At 46.9% G+C, this 24,755-nt stretch carries 17 protein-coding genes; 4 read left to right on the plus strand and 13 right to left on the minus strand.

Going from position 1 to position 24,755, the window contains the following annotated elements; genetic code table 11:
• Positions 1-144: 144 nt before the first annotated feature.
• From CRO25_RS20780 to CRO25_RS20795, 4 genes are all read right to left on the minus strand, one after another.
• Positions 145-828, minus strand: a complete 684-nt coding sequence (locus CRO25_RS20780; RefSeq protein WP_256863719.1) for a LuxR C-terminal-related transcriptional regulator — start codon at positions 826-828, stop codon at positions 145-147.
• A gap of 12 nt (positions 829-840) precedes the next feature.
• Positions 841-4,485, minus strand: coding sequence for an AAA family ATPase (locus CRO25_RS20785; protein WP_143813194.1), 3,645 nt, complete (start codon positions 4,483-4,485; stop codon positions 841-843).
• 387 nt (positions 4,486-4,872) lie between these two features.
• The gene (locus tag CRO25_RS20790) at positions 4,873-5,460 is read right to left on the minus strand and encodes an imm11 family protein (RefSeq protein ID WP_079696265.1); all 588 of its coding nucleotides are present in this window, start codon (positions 5,458-5,460) and stop codon (positions 4,873-4,875) included.
• 229 nt (positions 5,461-5,689) lie between these two features.
• Positions 5,690-6,751 (minus strand): FAD-binding oxidoreductase, encoded by a 1,062-nt coding sequence (locus CRO25_RS20795; RefSeq protein ID WP_256863712.1) that lies wholly within the window; start codon positions 6,749-6,751, stop codon positions 5,690-5,692.
• 281 nt (positions 6,752-7,032) lie between these two features.
• On the opposite strand from CRO25_RS20795, the gene CRO25_RS20800 reads away from it, so the two are divergent.
• Complete coding sequence (locus CRO25_RS20800; protein WP_079696267.1) at positions 7,033-8,280, plus strand: hypothetical protein; 1,248 nt, start codon at positions 7,033-7,035, stop codon at positions 8,278-8,280.
• A gap of 291 nt (positions 8,281-8,571) precedes the next feature.
• On the opposite strand, the gene CRO25_RS20805 is transcribed toward CRO25_RS20800, so the two are convergent.
• Entirely contained in the window at positions 8,572-9,126 is a 555-nt protein-coding gene (locus tag CRO25_RS20805) for an NAD(P)H-dependent oxidoreductase (RefSeq protein ID WP_079696268.1), read from the minus strand.
• 199 nt (positions 9,127-9,325) lie between these two features.
• On the opposite strand from CRO25_RS20805, the gene CRO25_RS20810 reads away from it, so the two are divergent.
• The 3 genes from CRO25_RS20810 (at position 9,326) to CRO25_RS20820 (ending at position 11,605) form a co-directional block, all read left to right on the plus strand.
• Positions 9,326-9,688: a helix-turn-helix domain-containing protein gene (locus tag CRO25_RS20810; protein ID WP_079696269.1), complete on the plus strand. Its 363-nt coding sequence runs from the start codon at positions 9,326-9,328 to the stop codon at positions 9,686-9,688.
• Between the two features lie 44 nt (positions 9,689-9,732).
• The gene (locus tag CRO25_RS20815) at positions 9,733-10,452 is read left to right on the plus strand and encodes an SDR family oxidoreductase (RefSeq protein ID WP_079696270.1); all 720 of its coding nucleotides are present in this window, start codon (positions 9,733-9,735) and stop codon (positions 10,450-10,452) included.
• Positions 10,453-10,747: 295 nt separating this feature from the next.
• Positions 10,748-11,605, plus strand: a complete 858-nt coding sequence (locus CRO25_RS20820; RefSeq protein ID WP_079696271.1) for a type II CAAX endopeptidase family protein — start codon at positions 10,748-10,750, stop codon at positions 11,603-11,605.
• A gap of 359 nt (positions 11,606-11,964) precedes the next feature.
• On the opposite strand, the gene nagZ is transcribed toward CRO25_RS20820, so the two are convergent.
• The 8 genes from nagZ to CRO25_RS20865 all read right to left on the minus strand — a co-directional run bounded on the left by nagZ (position 11,965) and on the right by CRO25_RS20865 (position 24,686).
• Positions 11,965-15,399 carry a beta-N-acetylhexosaminidase gene (nagZ, locus tag CRO25_RS33965; RefSeq protein WP_079696272.1) on the minus strand — a complete coding sequence of 1,145 codons (3,435 nt, stop codon included), beginning with the start codon at positions 15,397-15,399 and terminating at the stop codon, positions 11,965-11,967.
• A gap of 10 nt (positions 15,400-15,409) precedes the next feature.
• Positions 15,410-16,573: an N-acetylglucosamine-6-phosphate deacetylase gene (locus CRO25_RS20830; RefSeq protein WP_257018698.1), complete on the minus strand. Its 1,164-nt coding sequence runs from the start codon at positions 16,571-16,573 to the stop codon at positions 15,410-15,412.
• The gene (locus CRO25_RS20835; protein ID WP_079696274.1) at positions 16,570-17,352 is read right to left on the minus strand and encodes a glucosamine-6-phosphate deaminase; all 783 of its coding nucleotides are present in this window, start codon (positions 17,350-17,352) and stop codon (positions 16,570-16,572) included. Before CRO25_RS20835 ends, CRO25_RS20830 begins: the two co-directional genes overlap by 4 nt.
• Positions 17,353-17,391: 39 nt before the next feature.
• Positions 17,392-19,668 carry an Ig-like domain-containing protein gene (locus CRO25_RS20840; RefSeq protein ID WP_079696275.1) on the minus strand — a complete coding sequence of 759 codons (2,277 nt, stop codon included), beginning with the start codon at positions 19,666-19,668 and terminating at the stop codon, positions 17,392-17,394.
• Between the two features lie 68 nt (positions 19,669-19,736).
• Complete coding sequence (locus CRO25_RS20845) at positions 19,737-21,296, minus strand: extracellular solute-binding protein (protein ID WP_079696276.1); 1,560 nt, start codon at positions 21,294-21,296, stop codon at positions 19,737-19,739.
• A 48-nt stretch (positions 21,297-21,344) separates the two neighbouring features.
• Positions 21,345-22,214 carry a carbohydrate ABC transporter permease gene (locus tag CRO25_RS20850; protein ID WP_072734581.1) on the minus strand — a complete coding sequence of 290 codons (870 nt, stop codon included), beginning with the start codon at positions 22,212-22,214 and terminating at the stop codon, positions 21,345-21,347.
• Positions 22,215-22,227: 13 nt separating this feature from the next.
• Positions 22,228-23,196 (minus strand): sugar ABC transporter permease, encoded by a 969-nt coding sequence (locus CRO25_RS20855; protein ID WP_079696277.1) that lies wholly within the window; start codon positions 23,194-23,196, stop codon positions 22,228-22,230.
• Between the two features lie 815 nt (positions 23,197-24,011).
• Positions 24,012-24,686: a hypothetical protein gene (locus CRO25_RS20865; protein WP_079696279.1), complete on the minus strand. Its 675-nt coding sequence runs from the start codon at positions 24,684-24,686 to the stop codon at positions 24,012-24,014.
• Between the last annotated feature and the right edge of the window lie 69 nt (positions 24,687-24,755).

Consider the following 24,755-nt stretch of genomic DNA (forward strand, 5'->3'; position numbering starts at 1 on the left):
GGCCTATCATAATATTAGGGTTTGAAAAGGAATACTCACTAAAGTTAGTATGATGCAAAAAAAAAGTCGAAAAAGCCAATATTAACGCCCCTTATGACGTTAGTATTGGCTTCTACATCGATCTATTCCATACGGTACATCTTCTTAAATAAGTTCTCTTGCTCGTGCAATCGCATGAGCACGACGGTTCACTCCTAATTTTCCATATATACGATAAACATAACTTTTAACGGTTCCTTCAGTTAATCCCAGATGATTAGCAATTTCCTTGTTAGAAAAACCATCCATCAGAACGTGCAAAATCTCTTTTTCTCGTTTCGTAAGTTGCTCAAGCAACTCCGTCCGATCCTCCGTCAATATGGCTGCAAGAGGAGGATCTACATCACTGGAAGCGATTGTAAGTATATGGGATTCCTCCAGTGATTTGAGGTATACCATCCGAGTGATCATCAGATCCAGCATGTCCATTACCTCCTTGGTAAACACACCGGAAATGAAGTTATTTTCCAAATAAAGAACCGATAGCAATGGTTTACCTGGAACAAGAATGGGCATACATAGAGCCGATTTTGACTCAACCCGACGAATATAAGAATCCGCTGCATAGAAGCTGCGCGAAGCATCTGCAAGCATAACCGCTTCGCCCGTTTTGATCACATATCGAGCAATAGACTCCGCGTAGACAATTGCTTCTTGAGCATGCAGCGATCCACCTGCCTGATCCGTAATGGAAAAGCGTCCTTCATTGCTGTTCAGTATATACCCTTTCACCGCGCCTGAATGTCTAATTACGGTTTCGAGGAAACGACAGAGTACCGTTTCGTTGATCTCTGTACTGGATCATTCGGAGATTTGCTGCAATAGCGTCCTCTCGCTTGCGATAATGGGTGTCCTTTCCATCTTCAATGTAACGCCAACCTCTTTCACCATCATCCTGTACGGTGTTACCGGTACACTTGATACTGAACCCAACTCGCGGTACGTCTCTTTCAGTTCTCTGACCTTGGCAATAGCCCCCCAGCTTGAATAAGCAGCACAAGCATCTGCCATGAGGGTATTTGCTCCAATTGAACTGCCCGCTTCTCTATAGAAAATCGCAGCCCGTTCTAACGAGATACCCTCCATTAAAGAATGACTCTCTAATCGCGCAGTACGAATCGCTTCATCATAGCCTTTCGTCGCAGCTGCCCGATGCCCATTAATCCGCTTGAGTTCGGCAGTGACGAGTAGATAAGCTGAAGATTGATTCCCATAATACCCTGTCCAATTCTTCATTGAATGCAACAGTTTAGTAAGCTTGGAACGGATATGTTCACGCTCCTCTTCCAGCGAATCATCATACATAGCAGCAAGAGTTAACGAGTGATAGATGTGCTGCTTGCGAACTTGCATCCGTGTCTGCCTAAACGTGTTGAACCGCCCTTCCTCTACCCAGTCAATCGCGTCATGATACCGTCCTTCCAGATAAGCAATTTCAATCTGGCAGGTACAGAGATAATACACGTCATTATTCAGTGTCTCCTCTGAACGGCTATTCTTTAAAGGCAAAACGACTTTATCGCTTTCTTCAACCTCCCCCTGTAATTTCGCGATATACCACCTTGCGATCCGGAATATGCTGTGAGTTTCCTCATCTACAAGCATCTGAGAAATTTCTTCATACATCGAAATACGTGCAGTCAATGCATACAAATCACCGATATGCGTTGTCACACTCGTCAACATCGAAATACTTACATAAGTCAGATTGGCAGATTCCATCCCATAGTGCATCGATTTCTCTAAATGCTTAAAGCCTTCATTCGGATTCTGTTGAAGCCTCGCAAGCCCTCCGATGTAGTTCAGCCGACACTGCAAGTCCATACTATCGAATGAGGCAGATAAAAGGATAGCTGTGTCAATATAATGAAGTCCGGTACGAGACAGAGAGATTTTATTTCTAAGAATGACCAAGCCATATCCAGCCAGTATAAACGCAAAAGCTTCGTTGTTCCCATGCCTCAGACCATACCGAATAAATCTTGAGAATAACATGGCAGTTAACTCCAGACTTATAGTAAAGACGGACGTTGATATCGCCATGATAAGATCAGATAACGCTTTATAATGTGGGTTACGATTTATGGGTAAGTGAGCGAGATTTTTACGGTTGTTATGCAACGCTATTTGCGTCAGCATCACTTCTTTGACTATTACTGCTTTATGAGGTTTGAGCGGTAGTTTCCAACCGAATTCATCCAGCGCTTGCCGCCCGATCTGTACGGCCATATCATTTTTCTTAAGATAACTATACATACCAATCCGTATCAGATAGATCTGCGAGCGTTCAACCAAGTCTGTTGTACAGTGCATTAACCGGTTGAGCAATTCTTCCGCAGCAGCCTGGCGACCGCACATATATTCACATTCTGGCATCTCCAGCAGCAAACGATAGACCAGTGAATCTGTTCTCTTCTCGTCATCCTTCACAAGTCGTAATCCCACTTCGAAATAGTGCAGGGCGGCTGCATATGCAGTCGCAGCTTTCGATTTCAGACCTGCCTGAAGATTGTATTCAGCCAATTCGTTTCTCTCTAACTCCTCCACCATATCGTCCATACCTAGATTTAAATGGTACACCATATCGAAAATAGCATCTTCCTGTTGGGCCGATGAATTAGTACGCAGCACGCGTCCAATCTTCAGATGCAGGGCTGCTTTCGCTGATTTTGGAACAGACATATAAGCAGCCTGCTGTACCCTGTCATGTAGAAACCTATAATAACTCTCTTCCGTTTCATGGGCATCATACTCTCGGTACAATAAACCCTCTTCCTCGAAAAATTGTAAACACTGTCGTGTATAGGTAACGGAACGGCCACTTACCAGAGCGAGCGTTGAAGGAGGAAAGCGATGACCAATAGCCGCTGCAATAACAAGCAACTCCATCTGGTCTGTCGGTAGCTTCCGTATACGTTCACCAATTAAATGAAGAACACCCGGGTCTGAAGGTATCTGTGATACTATAGCTTCTTCCCAAGTCCACATGGATGATTCCTCATCGAAATAGATCTTTCTTTCCCTATACAGGCTATCTAGTAGACGGTGTAAAAATAAAGTGTTCCCACCCGTTCGATGATATAACGACTCCGCAAGCAAGCGAATCCTAACCGTGTTTTCATTCAAGATCTGTGATACAAATCGTCTAACTTCATTATAAGACAGGGGGGATAATGCAATATGCTGGAACGAAATCGGAGTATAACTTCCTTTCAAGGCAAGAACGTTTTCAATCCATACGGTTGCTGCAGCTTCGGGATCTACGCTACTTATTCCTTCTGGCATGGCTTCCTCACGGAAAGTCCCTATGATGAATAAACCCTGCAATACCTTATCATGTACAATGGTACGAAGGACTTCCAAAGTAGCTGAATCGGCCCATTGGAGATCATCCAGAAATAGAACAAGTGAATGTTCTCTGTCTATAAATGCTTTTATAAATATAGGAAGCAGACGGTGGAGTCGAATCGTTGCCTCAGCAGGTGGGAGGGATTCCACAGCAGGAGTCTCGCCAAGTAGGGTTTGTACTTCCGGAAGCAGTGCTGCAAGAACACCTGCGCCCTGCCCTAGTACTTTTGCTAATCTGGTCTTCACCATATTCAGTCGCTCAGGTGTTTCACCCAACGTGTGCTTAATCAACTTTTGAAGAACCTGAAGCATGGGTGAGAAGGGAACATCGTGATTCTTCGGTTCACATTTCGCCTCCATGAACAGACCACATTCTTGTATATGTTGCATTTGAAATTGTCGAATAAGTGCCGTTTTCCCATTTCCCGCTTGACCGCTAACCAACATCAACACCGATTCTCCAGAACGAACCTGATCATGTGCCTCGCGAAGCTTCTCTTCTTCCCTCTCACGACCAAAAAGTGTTCTGGGCAGCCGAAAACGGCTTGCTTCATCTGCACGCGAAATGTCAAAAGATGAGATATGACCATCTTTCATTAGTAAAGAAAGACATGTTTTCAGATCCACCAACAGACCATACGTGCTCTGATACCTCGCCTCTGTCGACTTTGACAACAGCTTCATAATGATCGCTTCCAGCGATTCTGAAAGCTCCGGACGCAGCTCTCTCAGCGCTGTGGGAACAATAGCTAGATGGGCATATATGTAATCTTCAGCACTCTCGGCCTGAAACGGTACTTTCCCTGTAAGCATTTCATAATAGATCATGCCCAACACATATAAATCACTTCGCTCATCCGGCAAACGGTGCAGTCTCCCCGTTTGCTCTGGTGAGATATAGACATAATCCGTCTCATGATTTTCTTGAACCACAGCTGAGCGGGTTTCCATATCAATCCGTATATGAGCGGGATTCAAATTCCCCAGGTCAGAGCCTCGCTTATGTGCCGCATGAACCTGTTCCGTAATAGATATAGCCATATGTAAAAACGTCTGAACGAGTACTGGGGTCTCATCGAGCCATTCCTTTAGGGTCATTCTGTCTGCCTGCACCAAGTCTTCAATTCCCCCATCTGATTTTTAAAACTACTGAATCATTCCATGATTCTATATTTCGTCTTATTCTATCATGAAGTATCCATTATGGATTGCAAAATCTTTGCATCATTCGTGATGAGTGATTATCTCGATCATAATCAGGTACAAAAAGATTCATCCGTGGATATAGAAATCTCATCATAATATCACACTCATTAACTAGGGTATATTTTCAAGCTGATTATATGGGACAAAATTTATAGATATATTGAAGTGTCAATTTTGACTCCCGCGATGCCCGCCGCTACGCGGGTCTGGAAGAACCGATTGATGCCAAAGCAGGACAACGTGGGCTTCTTTGTGCTGTCATTATATCCATGTAGAATTTTAGATGCTTACATTTCCGACTTCTGTACCGTTCAGATTCAGTTTATGTTTTCGGCATACTTCGTAAAAATCTTTTGAAACAATGGGTTTGAAGATATTTATATAATCCAGCATAAAAAATTCATGCTCGCCAATTCGCTCTTCATGAAGGCAGATTCGAGATACAACTTTGACGATCTTACGTGGAGGCTGTTGTACAGATGCAGCAATGACCGCTTTGCGTCCAAATTCCGAACGTTCATAATCGAAAACATCCAAACGATCAAGCTGATGTGCAAGCCAATAGGTTTTTTCAACCGAACGACCGTCGTGGTAACACACCGTTGTCGGAATAAACTGTGTATTTGTTTTAGTTTCCTCCAACAGCGTTTTAAAACGATCTGATACGTGTCTCGTTCCTGTGATCGTCTCAAAATAATCTACATTCAGGTTGCGCACCGTAGACAGTAACTCAACATCTGCCGTTGTCCCCTCTGGCAGCGGATTCTCTATGGCCAAATAATTCATATCTAATTCGGGAGTGAAGGTCGTTCCGCCACTAATAAAACCTCTACGTGGATATTGAGATTCCAGAAAATAATAGTTCATAGAATGATATCTCCTTTCCGAATGAAGTGCTTTTCAATCAACTACAAAGAGGTTAAATGGCAGGGTTTACGAACATGGAGTTGTATTCCGAGAGCTGGAGCGAACGGATTAGTTATGAGGGGGATCCTGTGGCGACGGAGGAGGAATAGCAGAATTAAGCAAATATATAGTATGTAATATAGAGTACATCTGTCATGTGGCGATGTACTCTTTTATTTTTCGTATAGTCCTAAAATCGGGAGAGTCGACAAGGGTCTAATTCACTTCTTGATTCCCGATCGATGATTTCACTTGCAGCCAGACGTGCAATCAGTGGCGCCAGCGTAATTGCAGAATGCATCACGGTTAGATAAAGTCCCTTTACGTGATCTTGGAAACCCACAATCGGATAGCCGTCTTCAGGCATTGGTCTCAACCCGACCTTTATGCTTTCCAGTTCCAGTTGATTCCCATCTTTCAGACTGCGACGCAACGTGTCGAACGCTCGCTTACCAACCGCCTCTGGTCCGTTTTCCTCCGACTCGTCGATATAATCTTCCGCAGCCAGCAGCGTATATTCTGTCAGTTGACGCGCTTCAAATTGAGCATTTGAGATTAATGTATGTATCAATTTATTCCTCGATTTCATCCGAATCAGAATGGAAGGCGACGACGTAACCGGCACAGGACAACCTAACGGGTTGCAAAGTTCGGGAACGCCTGCACCTGCGGCCAATACTACGACATCCGACTCCAGAAAACCGTTGGACGTATGCACGCCGACCAAGCGGGAACCTTCTTGCTGAAGCTGTGTAACGTTGGTATCGAACTGAACCTTTGCTCCGTACTCCCTCGCTTTGTTCAACAACAGCTCCGTTATCTCTATGGGGTCTACCGCACCTTCTTCGCTGACATACATCGCTTCGTCCGGATATTCCAGCAGATTCGGCTCCAATGCCTCAAGCTGCTCCCGGTTTAATTTTTGAAAGTGGGGTTGCTCCCTTAGGGGTGGAGTGTCCCAAGTTAGCGCTCCATGCCAATGAATTTTCAGTTCGGGTAACTCTTGCTGAAGCGTATGATATTCTTCCAAAGATGCATCGTACAAATGCCAGTAATCGGGAGCCACCCTATGAGTAGTATGTATCCAGGCAAACGATTTTTCCGTGACTTCACGCGCCGCTGCAGGATGTCGTTCAATAACGGTTACATCTTGATTTCGTTTGGCCAGATGATAGGCCATGGATGCCCCGACAATCCCTGCGCCAATAATCACGATTTTTTGTTTATTCAATAATGACTCCTCCTTTTTCACCCTATTGTAACATAGGCCTTATGATACTCAGGCGATATAACATGTGAGGGCAACTGGAGTGAATAAATTAGTTATGAGGAGAATCTGGTGTATCTTCTTATAGCTACTGCCTTTCTTTTCAGTTCTCATAATCAGGTTTCCTATTTAAAACTAACTTCACCAGAATCCTTTGATGATTCTTTAGTAATCTACAGAATACACAAAAAATAGTTCATATCCCCCAATAAAATGGTACTATAAGGAAGTTGGAAACAGACTAAAGTCCTAAGGGGAGATAATATTTGTCTATAAACAAATGGTTAAGAAAAATTCTACTAGTTATGTTTTCTGTAGTACTGCTCTCAATACCGATTATTTCGTTATTCCCAGATTATGCAGAAGCCAAATGCACATATGTAAGTGGTTATACAAAGAAGAATGGAACAAGGGTGAGTGGATACTACAGGGGATGCGGAACAGTAGATAGCAATTCAAGTTACAATTCTTACACACCTACATACACTGAAAAAACTGAAACTAAGAATTATTATGGCTTATCAAACACAATCAATTTGTACAAAGGACAGAATTATGCAGGAACTACGGATACAGAAAATTTAGTTTACGTAAACGGATATTATCGAAAAGACGGTACTTATGTCAGACCTCACTACAGAACGCATCCTAACCATTATATCAATGATAACTTCAGTTATCTTGGGATTTCTTCACTGATTCCACATACGAAGTATCCAAGATTCACCTTTAACAGTGATGTAAATATCTCTCTGAAAGAAAACTACTTGCTTTATAGTCTTTCTGACTACAATCTAAATGAAAAACAGCTTAACATGTTAAAAACTTATACATTGAATCTTAAAGAAGCTGAATTGGACAGACAGTTCGAACAGAATGTAGTTACGACTGGTAAGCAACTCTATACTTCTCTCGGGCTTGATGAAATCACTGCTTATAATAAGATTAGGTTTGATCTTACTGGAAATTTATCCTTTGAGGATTACCTATATAACGTAGCCTATAGTTTTAATCCAACTTTTAAAAAATCGTTTGGAGATTTCCCTATTCTCGAGACTTATGCATACCTTTTAAAAGAATCTAAAAGTGATTCAAATATGTTAAAGATCACTAAAAATTATGGTAGCAAGTTTTACAAATTTATTGGTGCAGATGCTTCAAGTATAGAGAGTCAGATAGAGATGGATTTGTTACAAACTTTTGAATCTAACCAATCAGTCCCTTTGATGCCACCCTTTTCTCTATTAAATACGGCTAACGGCGCCTTTACCAAGGGAGCAGTTAGAACCTATTTAATAAATGAAGGAGCACATCTTAACATAACGTTTAATTCACATGTCATTCTCGACGCTACACCTTATCAAGCATCTTTAGAACTTCTTTATAACGGGTCGTATTCATTCTTAAATTCGTCAATCATAGAAGGAATAAAATTTTATACGAAATACGGATTAAGTACGAATGAAGCAACAAATCAAACTATTAAGGACATCAACGTAATTTTAGCAAGTTAAAATATCAGTCCAGATATTTTCAGATATTATTCAATCACTTCAAACTGGATATAAACTCTGCAAGGCTGTATACCGGAAACTAGAGCGATGGATCACAATCTCATGGCTACTGGAGAAGAATAGCTTTGACCAAAGCCCGCGTACCAAGCGGGCTTTTGGACATACCTATTTATAATATGGCAGTGGTAATCCAAGTAGATATAAAAGCCGTAAATATGCTCAGCATCTAGAAGGGGCTAAAAATCTACTTTTCCCCAAATATCAGCAAAGAAAATCCAGGTCATTTGCTGTTTAAATTGATAGATTCCCAACCTCATTCTGATACTCATAGACATATCGGATATAATCTTGTGCACTTTGGTTAATTTCTTCATCGGTTGCTTGGAATGAGGCACCGAAGACTGCAAAATACGGTAAAGCTACGGCGCCAACATGATTTATGCTGGCTTTGAAAGGCGTAACCACCTCATCTACGGTAAAAGATACTGAACCATCCCTCGTGTAATTTTCCTTCTTATCGCCAATGGATATGGCCAAGCCCATCTTTTTCACATGCAGTTTGTTACCTGTTGATCCATACGCCCATCCATAAGTAAAAACATCATCTAGCCACTTTTTTAGCAAAGGCGGATAGCTGTACCAATATAACGGAAACTGCAAAATAATATGATCATATGCTTCCAGTAACTTCTGTTCTCTGGACACATCGATGTTCCAATCAGGATATGCTTTATAAATCTCATGGATTGTAATCTCGCTCGAGTGTTGCAGCAGCTCCTCTTTCCAGCGTTGATTTACTCTTGAAACCTCTATATTGGGATGCGCCAGAATGACGAGTGTTCTCATATTTACATTCCTTTCTCGGTTCAGTTTCAGACTTCTTTTTCGAATATGGCCATTATCATATAAGCCTAAAAAAAAGAAAATACACACCCGAAAGTAAGATGGTTACTTCAAAGTGTGTATGGACTTCATCAGCCCTATTATGAGAAAATGGATAGTTATACCACATCAACACGATGTAACATGAACGAGGTGATATGTCATGAAGCAATATAATTTGGGAATCGAAGCGACCCTCGAAATTATGGGCGGCAAATGGAAAGCGCTAATCATATGTTTATTAATGTCTGGCGTGAAAAGGACAGGCGAATTACAGCGCAGTATAGACGGTATCTCGCAAAAGGTCCTGATCCAGCAATTACGCGAGCTTGAGAGGGACGGCCTTGTCAGAAGACATGTTTACCAACAGATGCCGCCCAAAGTCGAATACAGCCTCACAGAGTATGGAGTTACCGCCAACAAGATTGTGGATGTGATGTGCACATGGGGGCGGGAAAATATAGCATTAAGGCAACAACAAGGAGAAGACATTATATTATTGGAAAATAAAGAGCCTGCTCTTTGAGCTGGTACCCATAGAACGACACTTTGAAAAGAAGGAGACTAGAATTGAAAAACTATCTTGTATTTGGTGCTAGCAAAGGATTAGGAGATGCATTTGTCAGGGGGGTGCCCGAGCAAGGCGATAAAGTCTGGGTCGTGTCTCGCACAAAACCTGATAACTTGAAACTAGACGATGGGGTAGAACGCATATGGATACAGGCAGATCTGTCTGCGCTCGATGCATCCAAACAGATCTGCGATGCGCTTCAGAACGAGACTTTGGATGTTCTCATTTACAATGTGGGCATTTGGGAAAAAGAGGGTTTCGAAGACCACTATACGTTCGATAAGGACACCCCCGCCGACATCAGTAATCTGATTCATGTGAATGTAACATCCACTATTGTGTGTATTCACGCCTTATTACCCCACCTCAGGAAATCAACAGCAGGCAAAATCATTCTTATTGGCTCGACTGCGGGTCTGAGCAATGCGAACAGTACTCAGGTATCTTTTGTGGCCTCCAAATTTGCCATTCGCGGGGTTACAGAAGCCTTGAGAGAACATACAAGAAAAGACAGAATCGCGGTTACGTGTATCAACCCGGGAGAACTCGCAGCCGAAGTTCCATATAAAGAAGGCATTGACCGCGCTCTTTCCGAATATAATGGTACACGCATCCCTCTTCAGGATATGGTTTCTATCGTAAAATGCATCGTCAGCCTGTCCAATGCAGCCTGTGTAAAAGAAATTAACATTCCGGCAATTACGGATTTGAACGCTTAATCGAAATTCCACCGCAATTCCTAAAGAACCTCCAAGACAACCAGAGAAAATCAAACATAAAGAGCGCGTTTGAAACGTGCTTTTTGTGCTGCCCCTATGGAGGTGTACATTTTATAAACGGACTAAGGATGGCTTCCATTCACTTTATTTTTCAACCTCGTTAGCTAAACTTTAGTCCTGCCCTTACTGGGCTAGGGTCTTGGATAAAGACTGGGCTTGAGTTTGTTCTGATTAGGATATATCCACTGCTATACTGCAAAGCGATATACATATTTTGATAAAAGGAGCTATCACAATGAGAACAAATTTCAGAACCATGCCCAGCACGAGTTCAGAGGAGGAAAAGGTCCAAAAAGCCAGGCGAGGACTGCTCGTTTTCTTTGCCATGCTCATTCCTCTCTCCATCCTTAGTTATGTACTGATCATGAAAGCACCGATTTTCGGTCTGCTCCTCATGTGGACACCCGGATTGTCCTCCATTTTCGCCCGTATAGTGCTGCGTGAAGGCATCTCGGATATTTCCTTGCGGATTGGTGGGAAGCAAACACTGAAATCGTTGCCCTTCATCTTGCTCTTTCCAGTCGTCATTGGTTTATTGGCTTATGGAATCGCATGGATTACGGGTCTGGTTCAGTATGTTACACCAGACTCATTCATTGAAGGCCCATCTGGTGTTGTCCTTGCAGGAACGATACTTTTTCAAATGTTTGCGGGTACAGCAATCGGTATAATCAGCAGTTCAGGAGAGGAGCTCGGCTGGAGGGGCTATATGCTCACTCGACTTATTAACGCCCGTGTACCTAGACCCGTGCTGACGAGCGGAATTATTTGGGGGGTATGGCACCTTCCCGTAATGCTTTTTGCAAATTATTATTCCGGTCCATATCCTGCCTTATCGGTTATCCTGTTTATGATTTCAGTGACCTCTTTCAGTTATCTGATCAGCCGCTTGCGCTTAACAACGGGCAGCATATGGCCTGCGATTCTCCTCCATGCATGTTGGAATGCCGTGATTCAGGATGCCTTTGATATATCTTCCAGTGGCAAGAACGTTCTGCTATGGACTGGAGAATCCGGAATATTAGTGGCTCTCGCCTTGCTGATTGCAGCATGGTTGATGTCGAGAAAGCCTCTTGTCATAAGGCAGCTATAAACTATTGCTATAGGTGAGGATATATAAAACTTTTTGAGAAGACGACGTTGTTGTAGTCTAGTTAGCCAACGGGTTATGGCCCATTATCCTAATAACGTCTTTGCACAAGAAGCGAGTGACGGAATTCGGAGCTAAGTGAACGTGTTGTCTAGGGAAGAACATCAAAGTCTTAAAATTGACAAAAGCCCGCAAAGTAGCGGGCTTTTCAATTTTCCGTCATGGATCCTGGCTTTCAGACTAAGTCGCTTGTAAGAATAAAGGCTGGCAAATACATGCAAGCTTTTGTGCTTTTAACATTTTGAGTTTTTGTGCTTTTGGATATGTTTCATTACCCTATTGAACAGCTCATCATTGAAAAGTCACTTTGATGCTGTCATGCACTCCACCAGTGCCCGCAGGGAGTAATCGGAGGTGGAACACAGCAGAATGCATGCGGCTGTCTGTGGCAGTGCGGTGTCATCATAGGGATTGCGCAGTACCAGATTTAGCAGTGGCTTAACCGCAGCCAAAGCCTCAGCCAGATCCAGCTGGCCTGTGAATAGATGGGCATTAAGGGTGCCCTGGATAACGACATCCGCATTAGAAGCTTGCAGTACCAGGGACTTTATCTGCTCGGCATCCGGCTTCATTGCGCAGTAGCGCGTTTGCACAGCCAAGCCTTCATCCCTCAATAGGGAGGCTAACCTGATCTCCGCAGAACCACTATTATCGGCCTGGGTCAGCTGCTCCTGCAGCGGCAATATAAGCAAATATTTCAGCGAATCCTTGAGTGGCACCAGGCCCTGTGGGTCCCGGCTAACTTTCACGGTCATACGAGCCAGCTTCAGTGCCGCCTCTTCCCACTGCTCTCTAGGAATCGGCTGTGCAGCCGCCTGGTACTGCCGGAATTGGTCATACAGCTGCCGAATACGAAGAACCGACTCGTCGATTTGCTCCTCATTGATTCTCCCATCCCGTACAGCTGACAGAATACCCGCGATGACCTGGCTCTGAAACTCCGGCGTATGGCACATCAGAATCATATCGTTCCCCGCCTGAACGGCCAGAACCCCTACCTCTTCCGGGCTGAAATTTTTGCGAATTGCCCCCATTTCGATATCATCCGTGCAGATCACCCCCGTAAAGCCCAACTGCTTCCGCAGCAGTTCCGTGGCAAAAAAAGGACTGAGTGAGGCCGGAAGTCCGCCCGATTCCGGAATGTTAGGAAACACCAGATGACCCATCATGATTGAATCCACACCGGCTTGAATTGCTTCAACAAAGGGAAGCAACGGACCCTCCATCAACTGTTCAATCGTCAGCTCACACTCGGGCAGGACAATATGCGAGTCTCCGCTCACTTGCCCGTGGCCGGGAAAATGCTTTGCCGTCACGGCTACACCTGCTTCATGCATCCCTTGAATATAGGTGCGGCCGAATTGGGCCACCAGCTGCGGGTCCTCTCCGAAGGAGCGAACACCCACAACCGGATTATCTATATTCGTGTTCACATCTAGCACTGGTGCCCAGTTCATGGGAATACCAAGGGAGTGCAGCTCACTGCCGATGATTTTACCGAGCAAACGGGCGGCTTCCGGATCTTCACTTAACCCGGCTGCCCTGTTGCCAGGGACGTAGGGAAAAAAGGACTTAAACTTGGATAGGGTTCCACCCTCTTCATCTACTGAAACGTAATAAGGCAGAGGACTACCACTCTCTCTAGCTATGTTCTTTACTTCTGCAAGTAGCGCATGAGTCTGCTGCTCGCTCTCAATATTATGGGGGAAGATGCCGATACCCCCAAATCGGTGCTGTGCCATTCTGCCGCGAAACTCCGGCTCGGCCCCAGTCGATGGTGTGCCTACTACGCACATCAGGGCTATTTTGTCTTCCAGACTCAATGCCGTCAGATCAGTTTGCGGATGGATTGCGTTCAGACCCAGTTCTTGATAGAGCGTGCGCTCCAGATAATCATGCAGATAGAACCTCGATTTCACAAAATGCTCCGCCATATCAGAGGGCTGGTAACGCTCCAGCGCAGCCTTCATCCGAGGCAGGACACCCTCACGTCCACGGCGGTTTCTCGTATAATTGTTATGGAGTGAGCGCCACTCCGCATCGTCTCCGGGATACAGCTCCCAGCGGTAGGCATACTTATGGATCGCCCGCGAACGATCTGTCGCCACCTCAAAATTATGCATGATCGCAATCAGTTCCGCTTCTTCCTTGTGCTCGCGCACTTCGTCCATCAGCTTCCAGATCACATCATAATAATCCTCCACCCTGTAATTGCCGAGAAGGTTATGTCCGATAACAGGATCAATGCCATGAAACCGTTCCAGAAATCGGTCGATAAAGGTTGCGGCATCTGCCTTGCGGTTCCAGGCCAAATCTGCATGCAGCAGCATGGGGTACCAGGTGGTTTCGAAAATACCATATGGAACACCGAGGCTGAAAGGCCCCGTCCAGTTGGTAGCAACCACGCAGCCAAGATCCAGCTTGTCGGCCGTCTCTGCCCACTGAAGCAAGTTGTCTGTCCGGTTCAGCAGTACCGGGTAATTCTGGTGCTCAGCCCAATCAAAGCTGCGGACTGCTGGCGCTCCCATAACTTCAATGCCGAGCGCCCTGAATTTATTGGCATGCGAAGTAACCTCCGCTTCGATATTGCGCCCGTTGTAGATCCAGATCATGGCGATACTTCGCTGATCCAGCTTAGCCAGTTCCTCTGGCGGGCATTTATCCAGCATGTCATGCCAGAAAATCGGCTGTTTCCCCCGTTCTGCCGTAAATGCAATCAGACGGTTCACAAAGGCGATAAAAGCTCGTTCACGCACGCCTCCAAACTCAATTTTGCAGCGTTCGCATTCGCATAGGCTATAGACCTCGTCACAGCCGAGATGGATATAACGCGAATCTGGATGAGCCTCGATCATCTCCTCAAGTAAGGTGGTTATCAATCCAAAGGTTTCCGGATGCGATGGGCAGATCTCCCCGGTGGACTGCTCTGTCTCGCGAAGATGCCGCCAACCTTCGTGGCGTAATACATATTCCAGATGTCCAAAGCTCTGCTGGAGCGGAATAATCTCTATAAAGTGCTCGTGGGCGTTCCGCTTTAGTTCTTCCAGCTGTGAACGACTTAACGCATGCTGTGGATGTGCGAACTCGGGATGCGACTGAAATGGGAACTTATCCTCGTATTCAATCAAAATTGCGTTCGTCTTATAACGGGCGAATTCAGCCAAATACTTCGTCAACAGTTCCGGCTTCGAGAACGTCTGACGCAGGTCAAAGTTCATTGCCCGCATAGGTGTATCCGGCCAGTCGGTGATGGACACCGCCGGGAAGACCTCATCCGGTCCATGCAGTTGTACCAATGTCTGCAATCCATAAAATAGACCCGCCGCATCCAGTGCGTAGACTTCAGCCCTTCCGGCGGACACCTCCAGCTTATACCCTTGTGGACGTCCGTCCAGCCCAGTCAGATCCGTTCTGTCTTGTTGAGTGAACGAACTAAGACCAGGGATGACCGGGCTCTTCTGTTGTGCTCCCGTGACTTCATGAACTGCATGGGGTCCGTGGTCCCCATCAACTACCTGCTGCGTTTCCTGCCCTGAGAGACGTTCGATTACTAAAAAATAACCCTTTTCTATCCTGGAGCATGTATATTCCATCCCCGGAAATGCCCGGCGGCAATGAATATCCAATCTGGGATCATCCTGTTCCATGAAAAGACTCAATCTTTCCTCGCCATTTAGTCGCAAGGCTTCTCCCTCGGTCGCTGCAATCTGCTTCGGTTGCGGTATCAAGCTCTGCATCGCTCTCCCCCTATTCTCGGCTCTGTGGACTGATCTGGCCATTCTTCCAGCACTGCAAAACACTCAACTTTCCACCTTCCATGTTGAAGCTAACGATATCCGCAGGCGCGCCGACCTCAAGTCCTACAGCTTGTTCAAGCCCAAGCAGCCGGGCCGGATGCACCGATGCACAGTCCCAGGCATCGGGAAGCCCGCACAACCCCGCTTCCACAAGATATCCTACCTGATCCGGCAGCATCATCGCCGAACCAGCCAACAGCTCAGGCTGGCCGGCAAGGTGCAGCCGACCTTCCGCCGTCAATACCACATCTCCACCGATATGCAGGTGGTAGGAACCTGGCGGCATACCACTCAGCGAGACGGCATCGCTGACCAGAATGGCGCGATTTCGTTTCATCCGGAGAATTACGGCCAGCACAGACAGTGGAAGATGGTGACCATCCGCTATCATGCACCCATACAGCTCATCGGCTGCCAGCTGTTCCCACAGGTAGTTCGGATGACGAGGAAGCATCAGGTGTGCACCGTTGCCAAGATGTGTAGACATCACTGCTCCTGCGGAGACTGCTTCCCTGATCTGCTCTGACGTTGCTGCCGTATGTCCAATCGAGACAAGAATGCCGGATTCGCAGCACCGGGCGATAAAAGAAGCTGCACCAGGCCACTCCGGGGAAAGGGTAATGATGCGAATCAATCCTTCGGCGGCTTCCTGCCAACGGGTAAGGGCCTCCCAGTCAGGCGGAACAATATGCTGCCTTGGGTGGGCGCCGCGTGGGCCATCCTCCGGCGAGAGGAATGGGCCTTCCAGATGAATGCCCACAATCCCCTCGGCTGCATCCGGGTTCAGCCGAACGGCTTTTGCAATGACGGAAGCCGCCTCAGCCAGCCGTACGGAACTGTTCGTAATCAACGTCGGGCAATAGCTTGTAACACCTTGGCTTTGTAGCTTCCGGGTCAGCTGCACTACCGTATCTGGACATAGCGGAGCTGTGTTCAGATCCAGCCCCCATCCGCCGTTCACCTGTAAATCCACCAGTCCGGGCGCAAGCCAGGGCAGGCAATCTACGGGAGGCGACACTTCAAGTTCAGTAATAGCAGTGATACGTCCATCTCTGATCCCCACCTCAATGGGTAGCCCTGTTCTGTAGTGCTTCCCGATCATTGACACGCTCACAGGCCGGAGGCTTCCCGGTCTGTGAACATCGTGATTCCGGGATGTGTACGCAGGATAGTGGCAGGACATGCCGTGCTGATCGGATCATGTAAAGCTGCCGCAAGTGCACGCCGCTTGGATGCTCCCGGTACAATTACGAACAGCTCCCTTCCAGCCATCAACGTTGGCACAGTCAGGGTCAACGCCTCCGCAGGCACATCATCCAGATGGGCAAAGCAGCCATCGTTCACCTGCTGACGGCGACAAGCTTCGTCCAGTTTTACCGCTTTGACGATCCTCGAGTCTTTAAAATCGGCAACAGGCGGATCATTGAAGGCGATATGCCCATTTTCTCCGATCCCGAGGCAGACGATTTCAATAGGAGCCGCACGCAGCAGTTCCCCATATCTCTGACACTCCTGCTCCACATCGTGTAGCCCATCCAACAGCTCCACCCGCCCAGGCTGCACCCGATTGAACAGCCGATCCGTTAAATATCGTCCGAAGCGCTGGGGAGCTGTGTCCGCCAGCCCCATATATTCATCCATATGAAAGGCACAGACCCTTGACCAATCGATACCTTGCTCCCGTACCAGACCTTCATACAATTCGTTTTGCGAAGGAGCAGCAGCGAACACCATGCGTACCTGACGCTCCGAATCCTGAAGCAGCTGTCTTAATCTGGCCCCAACCGCAGCTGCAGCCGCTGCCCCCATCTGATTCCGATCAGCATAAACCTGCACAGACATATGCTCAACGATATGAGTCTTGAGCGGTTCCACCAAGTCATTCACATTCATGTGCTTCCTCCTCCTTCAAGCCATTTCTCGTCTACTTGTTCAGTTGCTGACATTCAACATCAGCAGCGTTGTATGCGGCGAATCATGACCTACTGCGTAGTGATAGCCGTTGTAACGGATTCTGCGAGGTTCAAAACCAACCTGTCTGCCCGGTCCCACCGCTTCCGAGACAAGCGTCACGCTCCCATCCACTCCGGTTGTCCCGCTGGTGTAACGCCCCGCCGAATAAGTAAATCTCCCCTCGACTTTCGCCCCCGCAAGTACCGCGCCTGTATCATAATCTCTGACCTTCAGAGTGACAGATACCCCTGATCCGCCATAAACCAGATTCATGTCCGTTACAATCAGTGGCTTCAATGGGGTGCTACCAGTGGTCGCCGACACTTCATCGGTGAGAGGCCCGATATTACCACGCAAATCACGGGCCGCAATACGATAGTAGTATGTCGTATCCGGCAGCAGTCCCTTGTCCTGGTAATTCAGGGCGCGGGCGAGTCCAACGATATCCGCAGCGACAGGCGTGAACCCCTGCACGGTACTTCGGTATATCACATAGCGTTCCACTTCCATGTTATCCGAAGCCATTCCATAATTCAGATGTACAGTCTGATAATCAGTCGCCTCAATGGAAGGAACCCCTGAAAGGGCGGAAGGAGCTTCCTGATCATCCGGCGCTGTCCAAACTACACCGCCCGGCCCCCAATAAGAAGGAAGTGCCCGGTAGGAATCATAGTGATGGACGGCAATACCGCCAAAGGCGCTGCTCTGCCCGTAAGCTGCATATACCTTATCCAGCTCGGCTTCCATGTGGATACGCCCCTCCTCCCAGAAGGTAATGGTCTCCGGGTCTCCGCTATTGGCGATATCCAGCGTTTCCACACCAATCACCACGGAATTCGGCTTGCCGATCTGATCCGCGTAAGCCAGCTCTCCAGCAGCCCCGGCAATAATGCCAGCGGAGCCATCCGCCGTATCCCGGTAATCCATAATGGAGATATAGTCTGATATATCCTGAACATGCTCAGAAATCCATTTGCTGGAGCCATTCCATGAAATATTCGCTGCTTGATCCGAAGTGTCATACCACTTGGGCACAGCAGGACCGAACGGAAGCCAAATACCTGCGGTATCCCGGCGATCAATCATCTTTTGCAGGCCAACCAGGTATTCCTTCTGCAGGAAATGACTTGGGTCTTTAAAGTCGGGAGAGATATAAGGCTCAATATCCACATTGATGCCGTCAAACTTCTCCGTATCCCCAGCTGCAAGATTGTAATTGATCACCTGCTCCATTTCCTGCACAGCATGATGGTGATATTTCTCGTAAGCGCCCATATAGGCCGGCGTAGTGCCGCCTGCAATTAACGCATGCACCTGCAAATTTTTGCCGTGCGCCCAACTCACGAAAGAACGCAACTCGACTTCCTGCGCTTCCAGTGCATCGTATCCGGCATAACCGCCTACTGCAAGATAAAGCGTCTGGACCGGTGTTTGGCCGAATGTCTGCGTATCGGTGATGAATGACTCCAGCACCTGGCGCGATCCAGGGTTGAGCAGCAGCTTATAGCTTTCCGGTTCCCAGATCCACATAGCGCGCTCCTGTACAGGAAGAGGTACGGCAGTCTCATGCGTCCCGGTTCCAACCTGAGCATACACCGTCGGGCTATAACCATAACGCTCCGGTGCACTGGCCGCTCTGGCCTCCAGACTGACCGTGCGATCGCCAAGTCCCGCCGTGTCCCAGGTGTATACATATGCAGGACCTTGCTGAACAGCTTCCTCCCATGGCCCGCGGTTCACCCGAACCTCTACCAGCATGATCGGAAGTGGAGAGCTGGTCTCGACAGAGATCTCCACCTGGCCGCTAAGAGATACGCCCTCAGATGGTCCAGTGATGGTTACTACAGGAACAGCACCTGCCGGGTTATTAACGGTAAGGGTGGCAGGCGCTCCCCACACCCCGTAACGGGTGGACGTATCCAGTCCACGAACCACCAGTTCCACAGTCCCGTTATAGGCTGAGGTATCCAGCATATAAGACCATGTGCCGCTGTCATCCCCATCCGGATCATTTAATACCACTTCGAATTGAGCCGTTCCGTCCACAAACAGTCGAATGTCATACAGGTCGGTATAACTGCCCCCAATTTCCACCAGCCCTCCATCCGATACATATCCGCCCGCAGGCGCGTCCAGTGAAATTGAACCCGCCGCTTCTGCCTTGCCAGGGACAGCTATTCCAATGGTCATCATACAAATCAACAGAAACAATCCCAGTTTGAATCCGGAGTACACACGCAGATGCTGCTTTTTCATAAGCGAAGCCTCCTTTTGCCATTCTGTAATGGTCTAGGATTCCCGTGCCGTACCTTACGTACATTCGCTCATTTCGCGCTCAGCTGAACATTCTGAACACGGTCATACGCTTCCTTATAGGTGTTCAGCAACTTATCTACCCCAAGATTGTTGATTTCCTCTACATACTTCTCCCAATCCGCCAGACTCCGGGAACCCGTAACAAATTTGGCAAAGCTCTCGTCACGGTGCTTCTTGATCGCTTGACCGGTAATGGATATGACCTCATTTTCCACTTCTGTAAAAGCGGGTCTTGGCTGCATTGCGGGAGGATCATATTTGACCGCTTCTTCATAGGCATGCTTCAGATCGTCCGAGAACAGCGACAAGTGGGCGTTGAAATCAATCCAGGTATAGGTCCCGCTGGTCTGAAGCCCTGTCTGCTTGCGCATTTCAATGACATCGTTATACTCCGGCTTGAACTTGATCGTATCGCCTTCCTTTATAAAGGTCTCTCCTTCTACACCCCAGCTGCTGAGCGTACGTCCTTCCTCGGAATAGAAAAAGTCCATGTACTTCATCACATCATCAATGTTCTTGGAGGTCGAGGCCACCGTCAATCCGCCTTCCATATAATGAAAATACGGATTCAGCTGTTTGCCGCCTGAAATGCCTGCCGGAGGGGCCAGAAACTGCATATTGAACTCCGGATTCTCCGGCTGCATGGCATTATTGAAAAAGTCAATCCGGCTGATATAATCAATGGTTACAAATGATTTTCCAGTCGAGACCATATCCTGCCACTGTTTGGTTTGCAATGATAAGAAATCGGGCGGGACCAACCCTTCATCATAAAAACTTTTCCACATCCCTACCATAGCCTTGTAGTTGTCTTCAGTCGGTCCATAACGCCATTGCTTCTGGTCAAAATCATAGTAGGCACCCTCACCCGTTCCGTAGTTCACCGTCATATTGGCATTCATCTCATCCGGGATCTGACCGTAGCGAATCGAGAGCGGGTAACTGTCCGGGTATTTCTCCTTCAGCGTCTTCAGCGCCGCATGCAACTCTTCATAAGTTGTTGGAACCTGAATGCCTTCCTTGTCAAAAACATCCTTGCGGTACATCCAGATCATACGATTCGTCTCGCCGAAGCCCTGATTGGGGAACATATACATTTGACCGTCGGCGGACAGGGCAGCCTTCGCTTCCTCGGGATATTGCTTCATCCATGCCTTCAGATTCGGCATACTGTCCATATACTGCATCAGATCCACTAGTGCGCCCTGTTGACCAAATTTATTCGAATCCTTGCGATTGGGCATATACATCAGATCAGGTAGCGTTTTGGAGGCAATCGCCAGGTTCAGGCTTTCATCCAGCTTGCCGGAAGGTGTCTGCACTTCCAGCGTGACGCCCGTCTTTTCCTTCAACCAGCTCCAAATGGGCCAGCTCTTGGAATAAGGAAAAGTGGCATTGTTGTCCAGCAGGGCCGTAAACGTCTTTCCCGCCCCGGTGGAGTTATCGGTTATTCCGGTATTGTTCCCCTTGGTATCTGTTTGGGGGTCGGCACCCTTGCCGCCGCTGCACCCTGCCACCATCGTTACTGCAATCAGCAGGGGAAGTATTACCGATTTCCATTTGCCCATAAGCTTCTCTCCCTTAATCTGAATTGGCAGTGCATTTCTTGCCTCACTTTAACCTTTGACAGCACCAACCATGGCTCCCTTGACGAAATACTTCTGTACGAACGGATAGATGACCAGAATTGGCAGCGTTGAGACCATAATGGTCGCATACTTAAGCGATTCCTCAACCACCAAGTTATCACCCCCAATGGATGTTACGTCGCCTGAGCTTGCGCTGCCGGCCAACACGAGATTACGCAGCAGCACCTGGAGCGGAAACAAATCGGGAGACCGTAGATAGAGCAGCGGAAAGATAAAGTTGTTCCACATACCCACGGCATAGAACAGGGCAATCGTGGCAAAGGATGCCTTGGACAACGGTACAATAATACGTATGAAGATTCCAATATCGTTTAGGCCATCCATTCGACCCGATTCCTCCAGCTCTTTGGGGATGCCTGAGAAGAACGTGCGCATCAGAATGAGGTTCCAGGTGCTGACTGCCCCCGGGAGAACCATGCCCCATACGGTGTCCACCAGATTCAGGGAACGGACCACCAGAAAGGTCGGAATCATCCCGCCGCTGAAGAACATCGTAATGACAATCAAGACCGTGAAGCTATTACGCAGTGCCATGTCTTTTCTGGACAATGCGTAGGCTCCAGTGGAGGTAACCACTAGCGAGATCAGTGTGCCTAGCACGGTATAAATGATCGTATTTCTGTAAGCCGTCCAGATTTGCGGATCGCCCAGCACCAATTTGTACATGCTCAGATTAAAGCCCTTGGGCCAGAAGGAAATATTGTTTTGGATGACGTTTACGTTGCTGCTGAGGGAAACCGCCAGCATATGAAGGAACGGATAGAGTGTGACTACCACAACGAACAGGAGAATCAGCGATGCCACAACGTTAAACCAGGAAAATCGGAGTGAGTTCACGCCACACCTCTTTCTACCATAGACTGGTCTCACTTAATCGGCGGCTGAGCCAGTTGGCCGTATAGATGAAAATCAGACTGATGACACCCATGAACAAATCAATGGACGCACCATAGCTGAAATTCCCCTGTACCATGCCCACCCTGTAAACATACGTGCTGATAATATCCGCTGTATCGTAGATCGCCGGATTCTGCATCAGGAAGACTTTCTCGAATCCGATTTCTAGCACTTTGCCGATATTTAGAATCAGTGTAATGACGATCGCGGGAGATATACCGGGTAGTGTGACATGCCAGATTTTGCGCAATCGGCTTGCCCCGTCCATATCTGCGGCTTCATACAACTGCGGATCGATGGCCGTTAGCGCGGCCAGATAAATAATGGTCTCCCAGCCGATATGTTGCCAGATTTCCGACAGGACGTAGATGCCCCGGAACAGCCCGGGCTCATTCATGAAATTGATCGGTCCAATGCCGATACCTGCCAGCAAATTGTTAATGAGCCCTCCGGTTGGGGACAGGAACATAATCACCATACTCGCCACGATTACATTCGAGATGAAATGCGGCAGATAGCTGACCGTCTGTACAAAACGCTTGAATGCTGCCCTTCGCACCTCATTCAGCAGAATGGCCAGCAAGATTGGGGCTGGAAAGCCGAACACCAGCTTATACAGTCCCAGCAGAAACGTATTCTTCATCAGCGGCCAAAAATCAGGATTCTCCAGAAACATCCGGTAATATTTGAATCCCACCCAATCACTGGCCCAAATTCCTTTAAACAGATTGTAATCCTTGAACGTGATGACCAGACCAAACATCGGCGCATAGCGGAAGATCAAATAATACAGGAGGCATGGCAGGAATAGCAGCCATAGCGCCTTGTTCCTGTTCCAGGTTCTGATCAAACGCGACTTCCGCCGAGGCGGCCGGTGCGCTTCTTTTTGCGGTTTGCTTTGCATTACGCTAGCATCAGCCATCGGCATGCCCCCTCTTGCTCAGATGAGTTAATTCGACTTGTATGTCAGCTAACTTACCCTGGAATTCCGGGGTTCGTATTCGAATTATAGCTATAAACCTTTAGAAAGCGCTATCTACATGTTATATAACTTTTCGCCTTTACTCCTTTTTTCCAGATATCCGCGTATAATTCAGTAAAAGTGTATATTGTTTGTGTCAGATTTATGCCGCTATGATAGGATTAGCCACTCGATCCAGGGCTGTACTCAAGGGGGAATGTCATAATGAAGGGACTGTCCTAAAACACAATTTTAGCCTCACTCCATCGGATACTGGACAGCCAACCCTGACATTATGTACTCCAATGTCCGGGGGCTGCACTCTTTTGCCCACTTTGAAAAAAGGGAAGGCTTCGATGGGTGAACTACCGGGAAACGGCAACTATAGAAGTGAAGAAATTACACACACCTGGGAAAGAGCAAGATCAGCAACTTAATCTAGAAGGAAGTGGCGATACGTGGAAATGCCCGGCGATCAGGTTGCTTACGTTTACTCATATGAAAGCAAACCAACCACCGAAAGCGATTATGAACGAAACTTCATTACTCAAATGCGCAGACTGCACGGATTGTCGCTGAAAAACAGATGTAAGAAGGCCGCATCTTCGCCCTTCACCGGATGAAGAGATGTAGAGCGGATTTCGCAACTGAAAAACGTGATATGGGACAGCGGTTAGTACTTGTAAATGCGAGGAGTACCCTTTGAAGACATATTTAAAATATGTGCCCGTTTAAACCATTGAAGACAACAATCTAATTGCTACGGGAAAATTCAATCAGTTCATTGTGCTCACCCATTCACTGTTATTCCAGATATCGGGATTGTCAATAATCTGAATTTCTCCACGTACAGTGGAATCATAACTATCCTTACTACTAGTATACCAATCAACAATAACTAACTTTCCATTCAAATTTTGCACAAGAAATTCAGTAGTTTCAGCAAAGTTACCTATATCCTTATGAACACGTGCATCTAATTTCAAATAATAAAAACTCTTATCCCCTCCAACATACTCTACTTGTCTAGCATCAATATCAACGCCTGTCACCTGATTATATGTAAGCTTGTTCTTAAGAAATAAATCATATTGAGATGAAACTTTTTTTTGCGTATATTGTTTAAGGTTTTCGTTATCGATATAAGTATCCAAATCAATGTCCGAGCCGTTCCAAATCGCTTTATAATATCCAGACAGAGCTTCTGCACACATTTTATAAGCCATTTCAGAATCCCCAGCAGATAGATCACTTTCGTTCTGAGCTAAAAATTCTGTGGGAACTTTTGATAAATCCCCTTTTGTGCTCAGCGAAATTTCTGTGTTTTTAGAATCCTTCCCATTCGTATCACCTACAACTACGGCAGTGTTATCTTCATTAGTACTAGTATTAATCTGTTCGCATGCGCTAAGGGTAAGCACAATCATTAATAACAAGTAAGCACGTTTCATTACAATTCCTCCACTGAAAATATTGTTCAACGCCTGTCATTAAGCAGGGGAAGTCCTTTTTGAAGCATA

It is taken from the genome of Paenibacillus sp. RU5M (assembly GCF_900221055.1).
In the GTDB taxonomy this organism is placed as follows: Bacteria; Bacillota; Bacilli; order Paenibacillales; family Paenibacillaceae; genus Paenibacillus; species Paenibacillus marchantiae.

Bases quoted from the DNA above. Each gene is read 5' to 3' on its own strand.
- CRO25_RS20785 (WP_143813194.1), bottom strand. From the start codon at position 4,485: ATGACCCTAAAGGAATGGCTCGATGAGACCCCAGTACTCGTTCAGACG.
- CRO25_RS20790 (WP_079696265.1), bottom strand. From the start codon at position 5,460: ATGAACTATTATTTTCTGGAATCTCAATATCCACGTAGAGGTTTTATT.
- CRO25_RS20805 (WP_079696268.1), bottom strand. From the start codon at position 9,126: ATGAGAACACTCGTCATTCTGGCGCATCCCAATATAGAGGTTTCAAGA.
- CRO25_RS20810 (WP_079696269.1), top strand. From the start codon at position 9,326: ATGAAGCAATATAATTTGGGAATCGAAGCGACCCTCGAAATTATGGGC.
- CRO25_RS20820 (WP_079696271.1), top strand. From the start codon at position 10,748: ATGAGAACAAATTTCAGAACCATGCCCAGCACGAGTTCAGAGGAGGAA.
- nagZ (WP_079696272.1), bottom strand. From the start codon at position 15,399: ATGCAGAGCTTGATACCGCAACCGAAGCAGATTGCAGCGACCGAGGGA.
- CRO25_RS20835 (WP_079696274.1), bottom strand. From the start codon at position 17,352: ATGAATGTGAATGACTTGGTGGAACCGCTCAAGACTCATATCGTTGAG.
- CRO25_RS20840 (WP_079696275.1), bottom strand. From the start codon at position 19,668: ATGAAAAAGCAGCATCTGCGTGTGTACTCCGGATTCAAACTGGGATTG.
- CRO25_RS20845 (WP_079696276.1), bottom strand. From the start codon at position 21,296: ATGGGCAAATGGAAATCGGTAATACTTCCCCTGCTGATTGCAGTAACG.
- CRO25_RS20855 (WP_079696277.1), bottom strand. From the start codon at position 23,196: ATGGCTGATGCTAGCGTAATGCAAAGCAAACCGCAAAAAGAAGCGCAC.
- CRO25_RS20865 (WP_079696279.1), bottom strand. From the start codon at position 24,686: ATGAAACGTGCTTACTTGTTATTAATGATTGTGCTTACCCTTAGCGCA.